Origin of the sequence: Streptomyces sp. NPDC102437 (assembly GCF_044765565.1) — a bacterium.
Classification (GTDB): domain Bacteria; phylum Actinomycetota; class Actinomycetes; order Streptomycetales; family Streptomycetaceae; genus Streptomyces.
In genome coordinates, this window is sequence record NZ_JBIWKI010000036.1 from 12,768 (window position 1) to 30,664 (window position 17,897).

The following is a 17,897-nucleotide window of genomic DNA, read 5'->3' on the forward strand; positions in this document are numbered from 1 at the left end:
GGTGGATGGCAGTGAGGTGATCCGGATCGCGGCCCGGACACGGGATGTTCCTTTGCCCTGCCCGGTGTGCGGGGTACTGACGGGGAAGGTGCACGGGTACCACAGGTGCCACCGATAGGCCGACTTCCGGCTCACCCGGAGCCGCTGGGCGACCTCCAGCGGCTTGATCTTCTGCTCGAACAACTCGGCCGCCTGCCGCCGTACGGCCTCCCGACGCTGCCGCCCCGCAGCGGTCAGGGCCGAGCCCATGGTGAGGAAGCTCAGATCCAGCGCTGAGTGGTCCGGAATGTTCTGGTGCCTCGAGCGGTTGCAGACGGTTGCTACAAAGCGGTTACTCGAGATGGGAGAGTGCGCGTGAAGATCGGTGACATACAGGTTCTGCCGGTGTGGGACGGGGTGGGGATCGAGGTCGCGGCGGACATCCTGTCCCGTCCCGGCGTGGAGGATCCGTGGACCTGCCACACCGAGCATCTTGAAGCGGACGGCACCTTGCGTCTCCCGCTCGGCGGCTTTTGCATCCGCACCGGCGAGCGGACCGTACTCGTTGACACCGGTGTGGGCGCGTTCGACGATGGCCGGTACACGGGAGGGGACCTGCTCTCCTCTCTGGCCGACTACGGAATCACCCCAGCGGACGTGACGGACGTCGTTCTCACCCACCTGCATTTCGACCACATTGGCTGGGTGACGCACAAGGGCACGGCCGTGTTCCCGCGGGCGACCTACCGTGCACACCGGGCTGACTGGGAGTACTTCGTCACCGGCGACAACGCGCAGCCGAGCGCCGTCGACAAGCTCACTCCGCTCGGTACGCGGCTGGAGCTGTTCGACGCGGACTTCACGGTGGCGCCCGGTGTCGATGCGCGCCATGCGCCGGGCCACACCCCCGGCTCCACGGTGTACGTGGTCTCATCCGGTGGCCGTAGGGCCGTCCTGTTGGGGGACGTGGTGCATTCCGTCGTCCAGTTCAGCGAACGGGATTGGGAGGTGGTCTGGGACGTCGACCCTGCCGCCGCCTCGGCGGTGCGCAACCGGATCGCGGACCAAGCGGCGGACAGAGACGACCTGCTGGTAGCCGCGCACTTCCCTGGCATGCGCTTCGGGCGCGTCGTCGTGGGGGATGGTGACCGCCGCTTCGTGGCCGTCTAGTGGCTCGTCACGCAGCCTTGGCCGGGTATTTGATCCACTGACGGATCGGTGAGTCCGGGGCGAAGTTGGTCTTCGGATCGGCGCGGACATTGCGCCAACAGACGTAGGCGCCGATGGTTGCGTTCAAAAATCGGCCCCGGCCCGAGACCTGGTGGGCGGGGGTGGACCGACCTGGTCCGCTCGAGCGGGTCGATAACCCTGAGGGTCGTCGGCGGTCTGCCACACGATCGTGCCAACGGCTGTTTTCGACGGGCCACATGGCGGCAGTCACCCCCTGGAATCGCTGTACGCCCCTCTGAGGCGCGAACACGAGCCGCCCCGGGCACGCCAACCGCATCACCTGCACGAGCGAGTAGGCGGAGGGGCCGCGGATTTGGTTGTCTGCGCAGACAGCCGGACAGCCGCAGCTACAGCTACAGCTACAGCTACAGCACGGTGCCGTGCAGGGCGCGGCGGTCACCGGACATGGCGTAGCGGCGGGCGGCGAGGCCGTGGTCGAGGGGTTCGCCGATCTCCTCGCACAACGGGGCGAGGACGTCGGCGGCGTCGGTGTCGGAGAGGTAGGCGGAGGCGACTTCGAGCATCAGCTCGCCGATCGCGTGCGTGCTGGCGGCGAGCTCGTCGACGACACGGCGCAGCGCGGCGAGCGTGGGGTCTGCCTGCGGGTCGGTGGCGGTCAGCGGCACGCTGTTGCCCGTCTGGCCGGGCGCATGCTCCAGGATGTAGCCGGTGGCGACGTTCTTGAAGTTCAACTGTTCGGCGGCACCTGCCCACCAGGCTGAGCTGAGCTTGTCCGGTCCGTTTACCCGTACGTTCTCCAGCAGGCGCCGGTTGAGCCGGGTGCGTGCCCCTGGCCGCTCGTGCGGTCCAGAGCGAACCAGTCGGGCATCAGCTGCGATGACGCCCGGACTGCTGGACGTACACTTGCCTTTCAACTTGCCCCAGGTGACCGCGCTAATCGGGGAACGCGCACGTCACAGCCGTAGTCAAGGGGGATGCCGGACGCCGACTACTTCCCTGGGACACCCCCTTTCGGCCCGGGAAGCGAGTGACCCGGTCCCCCGCCGGTCCGCTCGGGCCCTGACGTGGCAGCGTGCCCGAGCACCGGGCTGGCTGGTCGTGGTCCGCCTCCCGGTGCCGTCGCCGGGAGATACGCCACCGGCACCGGCGCACTGGCCATCATCGAGCCGGTCCCCAGGGCCGGGCGGGTCCGGGGGGCCGCACGCGAAGCCGCGCACACCACGACGAAGTCCGGCCCGCATCTGACCGCGAGACCGGGCGGCGTACTCCTGGGCCTGCCCGTTCAGCGCTTGGCAGTCCTCGGCCGCGCCGGACGCGGTGGTGGCGTACTCGGCCAAGCGGTCGGTGAAGGCGTGCCTGTCGGCGACGGCCCGCGACATCTTCGACGTGCTCACCGCGCGCCAGGAGCCCGGCGGCCTGGTCCGCATCCGTCAGCAGCAGCTTGCCGAGCGCCTGGGCCTGTCGCAGTCCGCGGTCTCCCGCGCGATCGGGCAGCTTCGCGGCAAGGGCATCATCAGCGAACGGCAGCGCAAGGGCACGCTGCTCATCCACCCCCTGCTGGCCGGCTACGAGTCGCTCGCCCACAAGACCAACCACCTCGAGGCCCCGGACACGCACGTGTGGCCCATCAACTCCCCGTGGGCGACATCCGCCCACCGCGTGTGCGCGACGGGCGCACCGGTACCGACTTCGCCCCCGACCCGGACCCGGACGGCGGTGAGGACGCGCCCGCCCCCGAGGCCCGGCCCCCTCCGGCTGGCTGGCTGGCTGGCTGAACCCGAGCCGCACGTCGCGCACCACCATGGCGCCCTCCGAGCTGGAGGGCGCCGTCGCCGTTCCTGGCCGGTGACGTTTCCGTGCCAGCAGCACCAGGTGAACCGGCCCGTTCCAGATTTCACGGTGCTGCGTTGCGCACGCGCATGCCCAGTCGGCGGTCTGCGGGCTGGTGGTGGTGTTTTCCGCCGAGCAGCCAGTGTGTGATAGGCGCGGTCGACGGTGCGGTGCCTTCGGCTGGGCTGTCCACGTCGATGTCGGGTGCGGTGGCGTTCACTGTGCGGCTCCTTGGGGGCATGTGTCAGCGGTGGCCATGGTGTTGGGGTGGTGGTTCATGGGCGGGCCTGGTTCAGGTGGGTGGGGAGGGTTTGGACGGAGTTGGAGATCAGGGATGGCACGGGCACGAGGGATTCGGGGTTGGTGGCGAGTGAGAGTCCGGGGTATGCGCTGAACAGGGCTTCGAGAGCGATCGCGGCTTCCATGCGTGCCAGGGGTGCGCCAAGGCAGACGTGGGGGCCACCACCGAAGGCCAGGTGCCGGGACTGGGTTCGGGTGAGGTCGAACCGGTCGGCGTCCTGGCCGTGCTGGGCGGTGTCGCGGCCGGCCGCGCTGTAGGGAGCGAGGATGGCGTCGCCAGCGGGTATGGTCACGCCGCCTATGTCCAGGTCCTCGCGTGGGTAGCGGGCGAGGAAGTTTCCGATGGGGGCGTCCCAGCGCAGAGTTTCCTCGACGACGACGGCCCAGACGGAGGGGGCGGAGCTCAGCGCGAGATCGAGTTGGCCGGGGTGGGTGAGCAGGGCGCGCAGCGCGTTGGTGATGAGGCTGAGGGTGGTTTCGTGACCGGCGGCGACCATCAGCCAGAGGGTGCCGGTCAGCTCTGCGTCGTTGAGGATGCCGGAGTTGTCCCTCTGGGCGGCGATCAGGGCGCTGGTGAGGTCGTCGCCCGGTGTGCGGCGCTTGTGCGCGACGACCTTGTCGAGGAGTTCGTAGATGAGGCGTTGTGTCGAGAGGACTTCTTCAGGCTCTGCGGTGGAGTCGAAGATGGACCGGACCAGGCGCCGCAGCTGGGGCCGGAGCGGGCCGGGGACTCCGATGATGTCGCAGATGACGTTCATCGGCAGCGGGTAGGCCAGGTGCTCACGCAGGTCGACCGAGCCGTCCGGGCCGGTGCGCTCGGGCAACGCCTGGACGAGGCCGCGGGCGAGGTCGGTCACTTGCGGGCGCATGGCCCGGACACGTTCGGGGGTGAGGACCTGGGTGACGACGCGGCGCAGGCGGCGATGGTCGTCGCCGTCAGCCGTCACCATGTTGGTGATTTTGACCATGCCGGTCAGCGGCCAGTCCTCGGGAATCCGGTTGGTGCGGATGTCCGTCCACCGGTGCCAGTCCTTGCTGACCCGCGGATCAGTCACCAATTCCGTGACGAGCTGGTGCGTGGTGACGGCCCAGGCTTCCACGTCGCCGGGCAGGATCACCTTCACGACCGGGCCGAGCTCTCGCAGCCGTGCGGCTTCGCCCTGGTGGTCGGCGCCGGTCGGGTCCAGGCGCAGGGCCGGGACATGCTGGGCAGTACGTTGTTGTGCCGTCATGAGCTACCTCCGGTACACGGTGCGAGAGCGGGCGGGCTGGGCTGTCGAACGGACGGGTCCAGGGCGGTGTCGCTGGTCGGCGTGAACGTCACGGGCAGGGATTGGAAACCGGTCGATGCGTCCGAGCGGCCTGAGCGTGGTGGCGAGCATGTCTTTGTAGCGGCTGGCGGTCTCGGCGTGGTTGGTGTAGGTGGTCCGTCTCGCCTCTCGTAGGACCCGGAGGGTCTCGGTCCTGGTCTGGTGGCGGGCTGTACTGCGGCTGAGGGGGGCCGCGGTGGCACCCGTCGCCGCTGTACCGAGGGCTCCGACGGTGGCGCCGAGCACGGCGGCGAGTCCTGCGTCCATCGCGCCACTGTGGCGGCCGCCGTCCGGGCAGCGCGAGACGGAGATCAGCCATCCGCATCCGGACAGCTTCGCGGCACGCCTGGTGGTGGTCGGGGCCGGAAGCCGGCCGGGACGCCAGTCGCCTTTCGTGGGCTGACGCGAGGGTGACGGGATGCACTCATATCTGCGGATTCAAGGAGTGGTTTACGGCTAAAGGTGAGGTTGTCTGCGGCATCCCGTCGCTCGGAACGTGACTGTCAGAGCTGCCTCGTATCTCCTGCCCCGTCAGATTGGCCGCCATACGCGCCAGATCACACTAGAGGTGCGATTTTCATGCCTTTCGTTGCTCTCTACCCCGAAGTGGGCCGCCTTGACGCCACCCAGCCCGGTCTCGGGGTCGACCTGGAGTGGTCCCGCGTCTACAAGGTCTCGCCCCGCGTCGCCCTCACCTGCCCCGAATGCGCGTGGGGTGTGCACGCCAAGCACTCGCCGAGCCGAGTGCGGTTCTTCTGCCATGACAGCGGGCGACCGCCGGAGTGCTCACTGGCGAACGAGTCCTGGGAGCACCACATGCTCAAGCTGGAAATGGCCGGGGCTATCCGCGCGGCCGGCTGGTTCGCCGAACTTGAGGTCGCGGCAACCGCAGCTGTCAAGGACGTGGGAGAGGTAGGCCGTTGACGCCGCGTTCCGGCCGAACTTCGTTCCCTTGGTGACCATGACGTGGGGGTTCTCCGTCGACCAAGCCGCGCGGTGGTTGAGGCATCGTTGCAGCCCTGTCCAGGAAGCCGGATCGAGTGGAACTGGGTGTGGGCGTTTGCCGAGCCGGATCGGTGAGAGGTCGAGTACCTCGTCGACCAGGTCGGCGACAAACCGGGCCAGATGATCCTCGGGCAGCCAGTCGTCCGGCGACGGCGGCAGCAGCAGGACCTGGTGCGGGTCGAACGCCCGGAACGTCTTGTCCACCGCCGCCGGACGATGCTGCGGCCGCTTCTTCCCGCCCGGCTCGACCTCGAACAGCCCATCCCCGCCATGCATACCGGGATCATGCCGCAGAGAAGACCGCGAGATACGGGCGGGTTGACCACATGACTTCGTAAGAGGTGCCGGCACGGCCGGGGCGGATGTCAGGCGCGCGAACCGCGCCCGCGGCCGCGCGGTTCCCTCCCGCGCCGTCGTTCCTGCTTCTCCTCGGCCCGGCGGGCGCTCCGGTACGCGCGGGCCAGCACGGCGTGGGACAGCGGTACCACTTCGGGCCGGGCCTGCAGGAGCAGCGTGTACAGATCGCGCGAGACCGGCGCGCTGAAGCTGGGCCAAAGTCCCTGCCGCGAAGCGCGCAGACCCTCGGCGATCCAGGGGTCCACCCGCTCGGGGCGGGCGAGCACCCTGGCGCCGCGCACGGCGTTGTAGCCATGAGCCGAGGGGGAGTGGGCGACGTACCGCCGCAGCAGCTCGCCCGCCCCGGGGAAGTCCTCGCAGGCGCGGGACAGTACGCCCGCCAGGTGCTCGGAGCGGTGCCCGTCCAGCCCTGTCTGGAGGCGGTCGAACAGCTCCGGATCGGCGTACATCCGTGTCGTCACGAACCAGTGGGTGAAGGTCTCCGGTCCGATCCAGGGCTCCGCCATGCGCGCGGGCGCAGGCGTCCCGCCGTGCAGCGCGAGGGCCCAGTTCACCCAGGCCCACGTCGCGGACCGCGCCCCCTCCGCAGCCGACCCCGCGAACTCGGGAAGGCGTTCGAGGACGTGCGCGGCGGTGACGTACTGCCGATGGCCCGCCGACAGCAGGGCGAGCATGACGCGTTCGGGCAGGCCGGGATGGTCGGACAGCCCCGGAAGGGCGGGGACGCCGGGAGCCGTGAAGGACGCGGCCGAGCGCCGCCAGCGCCCGCGCTCGTACTCGAAGAGGACCCCGGCGACCTCCTCGAGGGGCCGGGGGACAGCGGGCAGCGGGGCCCCGGTCAGCGCGCTGACGAGGGCCTGGGCGTGCAGGTCGAGCGGGGTCCGGCCGGGCAGGAGGGGGATGTCGACCGGGGCGGCGACGGCGCTGTCGGTCCGCCCGGCGCCGGTGCCGCCACCGAGGGCGGCGGTGAAGGCGGCCAGGGCCACCGCCTGGCGCTCGGCCAGAGCGGCACGGTCGAGCGCCGGCGGCGCGAGGCGCAGGACGGGTGCGTCGGCGAGGAGGTGGAGCAGGTCGGGGCCGCCGCGGGAGTAGTCCAGTTCCTCGCGGACCACCGCGCGGAAGCGCTCCGCGTGGCCCACGACGAACAACAGGCGCACCGGCGGCGTGTCCCGCGGGCGCGCATCGAACGCCAGCAGCAGCGGGACGACGGTCGCGCGCACGAGGGAGTGCAGGTGGCTGTCGACGTCGGAGCGCAGGTCGGCCTCGTCCACGACGACCAGCGCGGGCCTGCCCCGGTCGCGCAGCGCCGGGAACAGCTCGTGCTCGGAGACGCGCAGCAGCCGTCCGGCGGTCCACTCCTCACCGAGCGCCCGCGCGAGTTCCAGCGCCAGCCGCGACCTGCCGACGCCGCGGTCACCGGCGAGCAGCATGACCGGCGTGTCGGTCCCGTCCTCGCACCAGCGCCGCAGCCGGGCCAGCTCGTCGTCGCGGTCGCGGAAGGGCACGGGACTGTGCAGGGGCGACAGCAGCCGGAACACGCTGGGACCCTCCGCACCCGGGCCGGCCACGCCCGGCGCCGGGTTCTCCAGCATCTCCCGGTAGGCGAGGAAGCGCTCGATCCGCCATGTGCGCCGCCCGATCACTCCCTCAACGGCGGACACGGCGATCCCCCCGCCGGCCAGGCAGACGGGCTGCCACCAGGACTCGGCCCACACCCGGGACCAGCCGATCATCACGCAGAACCAGGCGACCCCGGCCAGGAAGCAGGCCGCGCCGCCCCAGAACACCACGCTCGCCGCGATCGGCAGCCCCTTGCCGGGCCCCGGATCGTCCCAGCCGCCCCGCTGCGCACCCCGCCGACCCACCGCGCCCACGCCCACGCCCACGCCCACGGCATCCCTCCCCGTCCATTCCCCTGACCCTCATGATCACCCCGACGAGTCCGGCCCGGCAACGGCCCGTCGGCCAGGGGCGCGAGGCGTGCCACCAGTCAGGGGAGAGCGCGCACCGGGTGCGTTTCGCGAATTTCTGGCAACAACGTCGACTCCCCGCCGCGGTCTGCGCACTCGCCGGGGCGCTCGCCCTCGCCTTCTCAGAGTTCGCCGGGGCCTGGAGGCCACAGCCACCGCGGCTGCCCGCGCTGAAGCCGGCGTCTTCGCCAGCCGGAAGTGATGTCGCAGAGTCCGGGTCCGAACGTGCCCCTCCCACGACCACGATCTCTCAGCACAGACAGTGGTACCAGCGTTCCCCAAGGCACCTTAGCTATGTCGGGGCAGTTCGACTCGGACGGTGAGGCCCCCGCCGGGGCGCGGGTGGGCGATGACCTGGCCCTGGTGGGTCAGGGTGATCGCGCGGGCGACGGCCAGTGCCAGTCCGGAGCCATCGCTGCGGCACTCCGGGCCGTGTTGGAACGCTTCGAACAGCACGGGGACCTCGTGCGGGTCCAGGACCGGACCGGTGTTGGTGACTTCGATGAAGGCGAGACGGTCCGTGGTGCCGGTGGCTACCGTCGCTGTGCCGTCGGGGTGGTTGTGGCGCACCGCGTTGGTCAGCAGGTTGAGAGCGATCCGCCGGAGCGGTGAGGGGTCGCCTGCAACCGGGCCCGGCCGCAGGTCGGTGGTGATGCGGGTGCCCGACGCTCGCGCCTCGTCGGAAGTTTCCCCCTGGCCGTGACCTTTTTCGACGCCGACGGGTATGCGTGGGTCCGGGACTGCATGTCGCGAGACGTGGTCCGCCGTAGACGTCTGGATCGCGGGGCCGGCTGCTGATGCATCCCCGCACGTGGAGAACCTTCGGAACGCACCAAAAACGCAGGAGAATGCTGCGCCGCTGAGCGTTGTTGGGGCTCGTTGAATCTGGTTCTGTCCGCACTTCCGTGAACGATCTTTCTGCGGCCACCAGGCGGATCGGTAGGATCGCGGCATGATCGGAGATCCCGTAGTCGTGCTGCCAGAGGCCGAGTACCGGCGTGTATGGGACCGTTTCTACGAGGATTTCAGCTTCCGTCCGAGTACGAATCCGATCAAGTGGCCGGCCATTCATGACCGCGTACTTCCGCAGGCAGGATCGGTGCTGCTGGCAGGTCTTCTCCACTGCCTGCGACAGATTCCGCAGCAGGTGCCAGCGATCTGCAACCTCCACCGCATGCGGCGCCGCTTTCTTGATCGCTCGCGTGTAAGCACTGACCCGGTCTCGGCAGACGATCTCCACTCCAGGATGGGCAACGAGCCAGGATGCGAGCGTCTCAGACGTGCGATCGGGAAGAACATCGACGGGGCAACGCTTTTCCACGTCCACGAGGATCGTGCCGTAGGTACGTCCCCGTCTGAAGGCAAACTCGTCCACGCCCAGAATGCGCGGTGCCCGTTGTGCAACGGGTGGAGCGTGAAGGAGTTTCAGCAGCCGCATCCTCCCTGCTGGCACACCCATCTTCCGACACAACCTGGATCCGGGGCGCCCTCCGAGCTCCGTCGCGATGGCATGCAACAACTGACGCAGCCCCATGCTGGCCTGGCGGTATCGCTCACTGACCCCGGCGATCTGCTCAACGAACGTACGACGCATGCACTCGGTGTTGTCACAGAAGAACCGACGAACCGTCAGCAGAATGATCGTCGGCCGACCGGCAACAGGGCGATCAGAGATCCTCCGTCCGTACCGACTGTGGACGCGTTTCGACGGGACGCCGCAGGCAGAGCATGAGCGGAGTGGTGTTCGGCTGAAAGCTCGAACTATGACGAGACAGTCATCAGCCGTGAAATCCTCCACCACAACGCCGTCGGCGCCTGGGTACAGCAGCTCTTCGATCGATCGCGCAGTAGCCCCCACCCCCAAGAGGTGCCCAGGAGGAACGATCCGTCATTCAAGGCGGCCGGACCTCGTTCACGGAAGTGCGGACAGAACCTTGAATCTCCCCACCCCACGCTCACAGGTTCCCCAGACTTGCTCACCTTCGTTCCCATCCGAGACGGACGTGGGTATCGGTCAAGGGATGTAGGGCCACAGCCCCATGTGCTTTCCGATCTTGCTGACTAGCGTCGGCGACTATGCAGAACAGAAGAATCGTTCACCGCTCGGTGGCCGAACGTAGGCGTGAGACTTTCGACCGCCTTGCCACGGAGCGGGATGTCTGGGTGGCGACAGCTCATCCCGATCACGGCCCCCACCAGGTCCCCTTGTGGTTCGCATGGGACGGGAAAGCGGTCTGGGTGTGCACGAGCGCGACGTCCGCGACGGTGCGGAACGTACACAAGGACCCGCGGGTGCGCCTGTCACTACCGGACGCCTTCGATGTCGTGCTGCTCCAAGGGGCGGCGCAGTGCTTCACGGACCAGAATGTGCCGGCGGACGCTGCGGACGCATTCGCCGGCAAGTTTGGCTGGGACCCGCGCATGGAGGACGGTCCCTTTGTGTATCTACGCATAGCGCCGAAGGTGGTACGTGCTTGGCGCGGAGAGCCGGAGTTGAGCGGCAGGGTGATCATGCGTGACGGTGCTTGGCTGGAGTAGCCGCTGCCCCGGACGGACTCCCTGCCTGTAGCAGACCTCCCGCTCGGGGCCCGTGGCCCAACCGGGGCAACTGGGCTGCGACCATGCGGCGTTCGTTCATTTGCGATGAGTGGGCTTGATGAATTTCAGAGATCCCCATCAGCGTTCGGTTCTGCATCCGGCGAAATAGGCAGGAGCGAGCGAAATAGGCAGGAGCGAGTCAGAGGACAGTGCCGTGCAGGGCGCGACGGTCGCCGGACATTGCGTAGCGGCGGGCCGCGAGGCCGTGGTCGAGGGGCTCGCCGATCTCCTCGCACAGCAGCGCCAGGACGTGGGCGGCGTCGGTGTCGGAGAGGTAGGCCGGGGCGACTTCGAGCATCAGCTCCCCGATCGCGTGGGTGCTGGCGGCGAGGTCGTCGACGACACGGCGCAGCCCGGCGAGGGTCGGGTCTGCCGGCGGGTCGGCGGGGGCGGTGGCGGGGCGGTGCGGATGTCGCGGACGGCCTGGCGGACCACGGCGCGCACGGTGGGCTCGTCGAGGGCTTGGAGGCCGCTGTCGGCGAGTGCGGTGAGTCGGTGGGTGGATGAAGCTCCGCGATGTCGCTGGAACGGGCGGAGACGGCGATCAGTGCGCGTTGGGACAGGCCGTAGTCGAGGGCGGCTGCGGTGGCCTGGTCGGTGTCTCGCGTGCGAGACACCTCGGTGCCGGCGGCGACGGCGCCGTGGATCGCGGCCAGGGCGCGGGCGACGTTCAGGAGCCGGTACGCCTGCCCGCGGCTGATCCCGAACTCCGCGCCGCGGTACGACTCCCACGAGGCGTAGCCGAGCGGCACCCAGACGCGGACGGCGTGCGCGTCACGGACCCGGACGGCGAGCACCGCCACGGAACGCCGGACATCGTCCATCGCCGCACGCAGCCCGGCCGTCGCCTCCCGTGCCTGCTCCTCGGTGAGCGGCGGCCCGACAACGGGCCCGGCGATGTCTTGGCCGGTCCCGTGGCCGCAGACCTCGAGGCTCAGGTGGACCCGCTGCGGACGGGCATCGACTGGGTCTTCAGTCTCTTCTGCTCCAGCCCCACCCAGTTCGGCGAGTGCCGCGCACCGCGCGGCGTGTCAGCCGGGGTTGATGTGGTAGCAGGGGAGATGCGGCAGGTCCTCGGCCCATCGTGGAAGAGATCCTCCCGACCGTGCAGCAGTGCACGTGTGCCTTGATCGCCCCGGGAAGCTTCCTTCCCCGAGGCATCGGACGAACTCCTGTCCATGGCTCTCAGCGCGGTGCGCGGGGACGAACTGGATGCACGCAGCGTCTGGAGGCGTTCACCGAGGGGCACCGCGAGCGCCTGGTCGAGATCGGCCGATCAGGGTGGTGCCGGTGGTTCACACTCGTGTGTCGAAATCTCCCGACGCCGCTTTCACACCGTAGGGGCACTCGGCCTTGGCGTACGAGTAGCGCCAGGCGCTGACGCTCATGCTGCCGTCCTTGCACCACACTGTCGCCTTTACGTAGATGTTCCCCTGGCAGTCAACGCGGTAACGGCCGGCACGCCCGGTTATGTATCCGGAGTGTGTCGGGCGGCACTCGGGATTACGTCGAAGGAGAAGAAGCGAGGAGGGTGGCGCGCGGCCACCGAGCGGATGAACGCACGGAGTCCCACCTGGTGTTTCTCAGGGTGTCCGTGGGACGGCGCTGCACGTTGAAGGGCTTCTGGGTACGGGGCGCTGTCCGCTGTCTGCCGTATCGTTCCGATCGTGGTGTGGCCGCGCGCACGTCGTGAACGTGCGCCTGGGCCGTCCGACCGTCTGCCGCTTCGAACAGGAGTCGTCCCCTTGTCCTCGCCCGAGTCCCCCGCGTCCATCGCGCGCGTGCTGCTGGTCGAGGACGACGACCTGATGCGCCGGTCCTTCGCCGTCGCCCTGGAGCGCTACGGCTACGAGGTTCGGGCCGCCGCCGACGGGCTCGCCGGGCTGGAAGCCTTCTATGAGTACACGTTCGACCTGCTGATCCTCGACGTGATGCTGCCCGGTCTCGACGGGATCGGGCTGTGTCGCAGGGTCCGGGAGACCAGTTTGGTCCCGGTCCTGATGATGTCCGCCCGGGGCGACGGCCTCGATGTGGTCGCCGGTCTCGAGGCGGGCGCCGACGACTACGTCGTCAAGCCGGTGGAGACGTACGTCCTGGTGGCCCGGATGCGTTCGCTGCTGCGGCGCGCCACGTACTCGCCCGCTCCCCCAAGTGGTCCGACCGCGGGCGGGGACCGTCCGGCCGAGGAGGACGTGCTGGAGTTCGGGGACCTGCGGATCGACACCGCCGGGATGGAGGTCTTCGTCTCGGGTCACCCGGTCGCCCTCACCCCCACCGAACTCAAGCTCCTCCTGGAGTTCGCCGCCCACCCCGGCGTCGTCCTGGAACGGCACACGCTCCTGCGGGACGTCTGGGAGTACGGCTGGGACGGTGACAGCCGGGTCGTCGACCTGTGCGTGCAGCGGCTGCGCCGCAAGCTGGGCCGGGACCGGATCGAGACGGTCCGGGGCTTCGGATACAAGCTCCGGCGGTGACCGTGCCCCCCGCACCCCGAACCCGGCCGCGCCACTCCTCGTTGCGCTGGAAGATCGCCGCGCTAGCCGCGTCCACTGCCCTGCTCGTGGTGGCGGCGGTCGGCGTCCTCGTCCACCTGTGGACGGCGCACGACATCCGATGGCGCGGCGAGGCGCGGGCGTTCAACGCCGTGTACACGGCCATGGACGTCTACCGGCGCACCGGCGTCTTCACCGAAAGTGCCACGCTGGACCCCGACAACCTGCCCGCCGAGCTGCGTGCCCCGGCCGATGGCGCCCGGCACACGGCCTACGACGACCACGTCGAGGGAAACGTCGGACCGAGCGCCTGGGCCGCCCAACGGACCGGCGGGCCGGGCAGCCCCGTCCTCGCCATCCAGATCAATCTCGGCCCGGAACACGCCAACCTCTCCCGCCTCGACGCGGCCATGACGGTCGCCTCGCTCCTCGCACTCGCGGCGGCCACCCCCCTCGCCGTGTACGGCGCCGGACTCCTCGCCCGGCGGCTGGGCCACGTCGCCGAGACGGCGGCCCGGATCTCCGCCGGGGACCTCGACGCCCGCTCGGGGCCCACCAAGGGCAATGACGAGGTCGCCGACATCGCCGCCACCGTCGACCTCATGGCCGACACCCTCGCACGGCGGCTACGCACCGAACGTCGCTTCACCGCCGACGTGGCCCACGAACTGCGCACTCCCGTCGGAGGGTTGCTGGCCGCCGCCGACCTCCTGCCGCCCGGTGAGACCGAGGACCTGCTGCGGGCCCGAATCCGCGGCCTGCGCGATCTGGTCGAAGACCTCCTGGAGATCTCCCGGCTGGACGCCGGTGCCGAACAGCCGGTCCACGCCCGGATCCCGCTCGGCGCCGTGGTCACCGAGGCAGTCTCCCGTACTGGCCTCAGCGCGGAGGTCACCGACGTCACCGACGACGGCACCGAGCGAACCGTGGAGACCGACCCCCGCCGCCTGGAGCGGGTCGTCGGCAACCTCGTCGTCAACGCCCACCGGCACGGCGGCGCCCCCGTCCAGGTCACCGTCGACGGGCGGACGGTCGTCGTCCGCGACCATGGCCCCGGCTTCCCGCCCGACCTGCTGGCCCACGGTCCGCGCCGCTTCCACACCGGCGTCCGTGAACGCGGCACGGGCCACGGCCTCGGACTCACCATCGCCTTCGGACAGGCCCGTGTCCTCGGCGCCGGACTTCGGCTGTCCAACGCCCCGGACGGCGGCGCCGTCGCCACCCTGCGGCTGCCCGGCTGAGGGAGGAACAGAGCCATCGCCGCCGCCCGGCCGGCGGCGGCCCGACCGACTGATACACGCCCGAGCGGGCACCGATACACGACCGACCAGGCCCCGATACGTTCTCCCGACACCCTTCTTGTGCGTCTTTCCGTACGAGAAGAGGAGTCCCATGACCGCCGACCTCCGGTCGACGCCAACCATGACCGGCGTGGCAGCCTCCACCACCGACCTGTCGAAGATCTACGGCGAAGGCGACACCCGAGTCGTCGCCCTGGACCGGGTCAGCATCGCCTTCCGGGAAGGCGAGTTCACCGCGATCATGGGCCCGTCCGGCTGCGGCAAGTCGACCCTGATGCACTGCGCCGCCGGGCTCGACTCGCCCACCGCCGGCTCCGTACGCGTCGGCACTACCGAACTCGGCGGCCTCCAGGACCGGCAGCTCACGCAACTGCGCAGGGACCGGATCGGGTTCATCTTCCAGGCGTTCAACCTGCTGCCGACGCTGACCGCGCTGGAAAACATCACGCTGCCGCTGGACATCGCCGGGCGCCGCCCCGACCGGGAGTGGCTGGACCGCGTCGTCTCCATGGTCGGCCTCGCCGGACGGCTGGGCCACCGCCCCGCCCAGCTCTCTGGCGGCCAGCAGCAGCGCGTCGCCGTCGCCCGCGCTCTGGCATCCCGCCCGGCGATCATCTTCGGCGACGAGCCCACTGGCAACCTCGACTCACGCGCGGGCGCCGAGGTCCTCGGCTTCCTGCGGGACTCGGTGCGCGAGCTGGGCCAGACCGTCGTCATGGTCACCCACGACCCGGTCGCCGCCGGGTACGCCGACCGCGTGGTGTTCCTCGCCGACGGACGGCTCGTCGAGGAGATGGCCCGCCCCACCCCGGACCGCGTCCTCGACCTGATGAAGAGCCTGGGCGCGCGCTCGCACGATGGCTGATCCACACCCTCCCGGCACCCCGGCACCCCGGCACCTCGGCCAACCTCAGAAGGCCCTGAAAGGTCCTGGAAGACCCCCATGTTGAGAACAACACTGCGCAACCTGCTGGCCCACAAGGCCCGGCTGGCCATGACCGTCCTCGCCGTCTGCCTGGGGGTCGCGTTCGTCAGCGGCACCCTCGTCTTCGCGGACACCACCGCCGCCGCCCATCGCGCCGCCTCGTCGAAGAGTTTCGCCGGGATCGCGGTCACCGTCACCGAGAAGGCACCGGAGCCCGGCGCCCAAGAGGACGGGCCGCCGGTCGGCGTGCTCGACGACGCGCTCGCCACGAAGCTGGCCCGGGTGCCCGGCGTCGCCGCCGTACGCCCTTCCATCGACGGCTTGGCGACCCTTAACGCGGCGGACGGCATCCCGCTGCGCGCCGAGCGGGCCTGGTCGAACGTGGCCTCCGCGTACATCCCCGGCGAGGACAGCGAGGACACCCGCCACCCGCTGGCCGAGGGCCGCGCCCCCGCCCGCGCGGGCGAGATCGCCGTCGACAGCGGCACCGCCGACGCCGGCGGACTCCACCTCGGCGACACGGTCACCTTGGCCACGGACGGCCCGGTCATGACCGCGCGGCTCGTCGGTCTCGTCACCACCGAAGACACCCGCGTCACGGCGGGCGGCACCCTCGTCCTGTTCGACAAGGCGACCGCTCAGAAGCTGTTCTTGACCCCCGGCCACTACACCGGCATCGATCTCTCCGCCACGCCCGGCACCAGCGCGTACGAACTCGCCGACCGGGTCACAGCCGTCCTCCCCGCCGACCGCGCCGAGGCCACCACGGGCCAGGCCCAGGCAGCCCAGCAGGCCACCCTCGTCAACACCCTGACCCGCGGCTACCAGAAGATCCCGCTGGTCTTCGCCGGGGTCTCGCTCTTCATCGGCTCCTTCCTCATCGTGAACACCTTCACCATGGCCGTGGCCCGGCGGAGCAGGGAGACCGCCCTGCTCCGCGCGATCGGCGCCTCGCGCCGCCAGGTGTCCCGCTCTGTCCTCCTGGAAGCGGTCGTCATCGGCCTCGCCGCCTCGGCAGCCGGATTCCTCCTCGGCCTCGGCATCGCGGCGGCCCTGCCCCACGTCCTCGGCGCCGACGGGCACACACTACCCAGCGGCCCTCTGGAGATCGGCCCGCGCTCGGTCGTGGCCGCGCTCGGCGTGGGCGTCGGTGTCACCGTCCTCGCTGCCTGGCTGCCCTCCCGAAGGGCCGCCAGGACCGCGCCCGTCGAGGCGATGCGCACGGCGGAACAGCCGCCCGCCGCACAGCGGTTCCGGCTGCGCGGCGCGATCGGCCTCGGCCTCCTCGCGCTCGGAGTCACCTGGCTCGTCTCGCTCAGCGACGCACAGGACGCCTCCGAGGAGAACCTGCGAAACGCCATGATCGGCTGCGGGCTGCTCGTCGCCGCCCTGATCGCGCTCGCCCCGCTGCTCGCCTCGCCGGTGATCCGGCTGACCGGACGGCTGACCGGACGCCTCGGCGTCACCGGCCGCCTCGCCCGCGAGAACTCCCTGCGCGACCCGCGCCGCACCGCCGCCACCGCCGCCACCCTGCTCCTCAGCACCGGCCTCGTCACCGGGCTCGCCGTCATCGGGAACTCCACCGGCCAGGCCCTCGACCGCCAGGCGGCCGCCGGTCTCGGCGCCGACTACGTCGTCAGCACACGCTCCACCACGACAGGCATCGACCCGGGCGCAGTGCGCCGCCTGGCCGACACCAGCGGAGTGCGTACCACCACCGCGATCACGGACTCCACCCTGTTCACCGGCACCGGTGTACGGGAGATATCCGGCGTCGACCCCGCCACCGTCCGCGACACCATGAAGCTCGACTTCCTCTCCGGCTCCATCGACGACCTGGCGCCCGGCCGGATCGCCCTCTCCAGCACCCTCGCCCGGGAACACGGGGTGACCACCGGCGGAGTGCTCAACGCCCGCCTCGGCCGCGAGGGCGAGTTCGCCCGGTACAAGATCGTGGGCGTCTACAAGGACAGCCCGATCGCCCGCGACGCGCTCGGCGCCCGCACCGAGGTCGCGCGGAACAGCTTCCTGCCCGGCTCAGTCCAGCGCGTCCTGCTGCGCACCGACGACGCAGAACCGAAGGCACTGGAGACACGGCTGCGCACCGCCGTGGACAACAACCCGCTGCTGAAGGTGCAGGACCGGGACCAGCTCGTCCGCGAGGCCGCGGGCACCATGGGCGACCTGCTAGGCGTGATGTACGGGATGCTCGGCATCGGCGTCGTCATCAGCGCGCTCGGCATCGTGAACACCCTCGCCATGTCGGTCGCCGAACGCACCCGGGAGATCGGCGCGCTGCGGGCGCTCGGCATGGACCGCTCCGGCGTCCGCCGCATGATCCGCCTCGAAGCGCTGACGGTGGCGGGCTTCGGCACCCTTCTCGGCGTGGCGGGCGGCCTGTTCAGCGCCTGGTCGGTCGGCTCCCTCGCCAACGGCGCGATCGACGACTACACCCTGGCCCTGCCCTGGGGAACCCTGCTCCTCGTCTGCCTGCTCTCCCTCACCATCGGCACTCTCGCCGCCGCCGTACCGGCCCGCCGGGCAGCGGCCCTGAGCCCTCTGGAGGCGGTCGCGGACGTCTGACAGGACCGATGGGTCTCCGACAATTAGCCGTGCCACATCGTGCCAGAAGGGGTGGC

13 protein-coding genes and 4 pseudogenes are annotated in these 17,897 nt (G+C 70.3%); 9 read left to right on the forward strand and 8 right to left on the reverse strand.

Annotated elements, in window-relative coordinates:
• Positions 1-156: 156 nt before the first annotated feature.
• A pseudogene (locus ACIRJP_RS32490) lies at positions 157-471 on the reverse strand (hypothetical protein); the annotation flags it as partial.
• Between ACIRJP_RS32490 and ACIRJP_RS32495 the strand changes: the two are divergent.
• Positions 355-1,149, forward strand: a complete 795-nt coding sequence (locus ACIRJP_RS32495) for an MBL fold metallo-hydrolase (protein WP_404181944.1) — start codon at positions 355-357, stop codon at positions 1,147-1,149. The pseudogene ACIRJP_RS32490 and the gene ACIRJP_RS32495 overlap by 117 nt on opposite strands.
• 425 nt (positions 1,150-1,574) lie before the next feature.
• Here the strand turns inward: ACIRJP_RS32495 and ACIRJP_RS32500 are convergent, their stop codons facing one another.
• A complete protein-coding gene (locus ACIRJP_RS32500) occupies positions 1,575-1,901 on the reverse strand; it encodes a hypothetical protein (protein ID WP_404181947.1) in 327 nt (108 codons plus the stop codon).
• A gap of 589 nt (positions 1,902-2,490) precedes the next feature.
• On the opposite strand from ACIRJP_RS32500, the gene ACIRJP_RS32505 reads away from it, so the two are divergent.
• On the forward strand, positions 2,491-3,150 hold the full coding sequence (locus ACIRJP_RS32505) for a helix-turn-helix transcriptional regulator (RefSeq protein WP_404181950.1): 660 nt from the start codon (positions 2,491-2,493) through the stop codon (positions 3,148-3,150).
• 125 nt (positions 3,151-3,275) lie between these two features.
• Here ACIRJP_RS32505 and ACIRJP_RS32510 read toward each other — a convergent pair whose 3' ends face one another.
• Positions 3,276-4,532 (reverse strand): cytochrome P450, encoded by a 1,257-nt coding sequence (locus tag ACIRJP_RS32510; protein ID WP_404181953.1) that lies wholly within the window; start codon positions 4,530-4,532, stop codon positions 3,276-3,278.
• A gap of 657 nt (positions 4,533-5,189) precedes the next feature.
• On the opposite strand from ACIRJP_RS32510, the gene ACIRJP_RS32515 reads away from it, so the two are divergent.
• Complete coding sequence (locus tag ACIRJP_RS32515; RefSeq protein ID WP_404182070.1) at positions 5,190-5,534, forward strand: hypothetical protein; 345 nt, start codon at positions 5,190-5,192, stop codon at positions 5,532-5,534.
• Positions 5,535-5,681: 147 nt separating this feature from the next.
• Here the strand turns inward: ACIRJP_RS32515 and ACIRJP_RS32520 are convergent.
• The 3 genes and pseudogenes from ACIRJP_RS32520 to ACIRJP_RS32530 all read right to left on the reverse strand — a co-directional run.
• Positions 5,682-5,891, reverse strand: a pseudogene (locus tag ACIRJP_RS32520) (IS1182 family transposase); the annotation flags it as partial.
• A gap of 89 nt (positions 5,892-5,980) precedes the next feature.
• On the reverse strand, positions 5,981-7,864 hold the full coding sequence (locus ACIRJP_RS32525; RefSeq protein ID WP_404181956.1) for a hypothetical protein: 1,884 nt from the start codon (positions 7,862-7,864) through the stop codon (positions 5,981-5,983).
• Positions 7,865-8,230: 366 nt separating this feature from the next.
• Positions 8,231-8,896: a sensor histidine kinase gene (locus ACIRJP_RS32530; RefSeq protein WP_404181959.1), complete on the reverse strand. Its 666-nt coding sequence runs from the start codon at positions 8,894-8,896 to the stop codon at positions 8,231-8,233.
• On the opposite strand from ACIRJP_RS32530, the pseudogene ACIRJP_RS32535 reads away from it, so the two are divergent.
• Positions 8,895-9,005: pseudogene (locus ACIRJP_RS32535) on the forward strand (DUF2716 domain-containing protein); the annotation flags it as partial. The gene ACIRJP_RS32530 and the pseudogene ACIRJP_RS32535 sit on opposite strands and share 2 nt — an antisense overlap.
• Before the next feature lie 42 nt (positions 9,006-9,047).
• Here ACIRJP_RS32535 and ACIRJP_RS32540 read toward each other — a convergent pair.
• Positions 9,048-9,800, reverse strand: a pseudogene (locus ACIRJP_RS32540) (ISL3 family transposase); the annotation flags it as partial.
• A gap of 218 nt (positions 9,801-10,018) precedes the next feature.
• Here ACIRJP_RS32540 and ACIRJP_RS32545 point away from each other — a divergent pair.
• On the forward strand, positions 10,019-10,480 hold the full coding sequence (locus ACIRJP_RS32545; RefSeq protein WP_404181962.1) for a pyridoxamine 5'-phosphate oxidase family protein: 462 nt from the start codon (positions 10,019-10,021) through the stop codon (positions 10,478-10,480).
• Between the two features lie 199 nt (positions 10,481-10,679).
• Here the strand turns inward: ACIRJP_RS32545 and ACIRJP_RS32550 are convergent, their stop codons facing one another.
• Positions 10,680-10,838 (reverse strand): hypothetical protein, encoded by a 159-nt coding sequence (locus ACIRJP_RS32550; protein WP_404181965.1) that lies wholly within the window; start codon positions 10,836-10,838, stop codon positions 10,680-10,682.
• A gap of 1,510 nt (positions 10,839-12,348) precedes the next feature.
• On the opposite strand from ACIRJP_RS32550, the gene cseB reads away from it, so the two are divergent.
• From cseB to ACIRJP_RS32570, 4 genes are all read left to right on the forward strand, one after another.
• Positions 12,349-13,014 carry a two-component system response regulator CseB gene (gene cseB / locus ACIRJP_RS32555; protein WP_404182064.1) on the forward strand — a complete coding sequence of 222 codons (666 nt, stop codon included), beginning with the start codon at positions 12,349-12,351 and terminating at the stop codon, positions 13,012-13,014.
• Positions 13,011-14,273, forward strand: coding sequence for a sensor histidine kinase (locus ACIRJP_RS32560; protein ID WP_404181968.1), 1,263 nt, complete (start codon positions 13,011-13,013; stop codon positions 14,271-14,273). The genes cseB and ACIRJP_RS32560 overlap by 4 nt, the downstream gene beginning before the upstream one ends.
• Positions 14,274-14,424: 151 nt before the next feature.
• Positions 14,425-15,198, forward strand: coding sequence for an ABC transporter ATP-binding protein (locus tag ACIRJP_RS32565; RefSeq protein ID WP_404181971.1), 774 nt, complete (start codon positions 14,425-14,427; stop codon positions 15,196-15,198).
• Between the two features lie 78 nt (positions 15,199-15,276).
• Positions 15,277-17,841 carry an ABC transporter permease gene (locus tag ACIRJP_RS32570; protein ID WP_404181974.1) on the forward strand — a complete coding sequence of 855 codons (2,565 nt, stop codon included), beginning with the start codon at positions 15,277-15,279 and terminating at the stop codon, positions 17,839-17,841.
• The last annotated feature ends 56 nt before the right edge of the window (positions 17,842-17,897 follow it).

Coding starts and splice junctions, on each gene's coding strand:
- ACIRJP_RS32510 (WP_404181953.1), bottom strand. CDS start 4,532: ATGACGGCACAACAACGTACTGCCCAGCATGTCCCGGCCCTGCGCCTG.
- ACIRJP_RS32515 (WP_404182070.1), top strand. CDS start 5,190: ATGCCTTTCGTTGCTCTCTACCCCGAAGTGGGCCGCCTTGACGCCACC.
- ACIRJP_RS32530 (WP_404181959.1), bottom strand. CDS start 8,896: ATGCCGCGATCCTACCGATCCGCCTGGTGGCCGCAGAAAGATCGTTCA.
- ACIRJP_RS32545 (WP_404181962.1), top strand. CDS start 10,019: ATGCAGAACAGAAGAATCGTTCACCGCTCGGTGGCCGAACGTAGGCGT.
- ACIRJP_RS32550 (WP_404181965.1), bottom strand. CDS start 10,838: ATGCTCGAAGTCGCCCCGGCCTACCTCTCCGACACCGACGCCGCCCAC.
- cseB (WP_404182064.1), top strand. CDS start 12,349: ATGCGCCGGTCCTTCGCCGTCGCCCTGGAGCGCTACGGCTACGAGGTT.
- ACIRJP_RS32565 (WP_404181971.1), top strand. CDS start 14,425: ATGACCGCCGACCTCCGGTCGACGCCAACCATGACCGGCGTGGCAGCC.
- ACIRJP_RS32570 (WP_404181974.1), top strand. CDS start 15,277: ATGTTGAGAACAACACTGCGCAACCTGCTGGCCCACAAGGCCCGGCTG.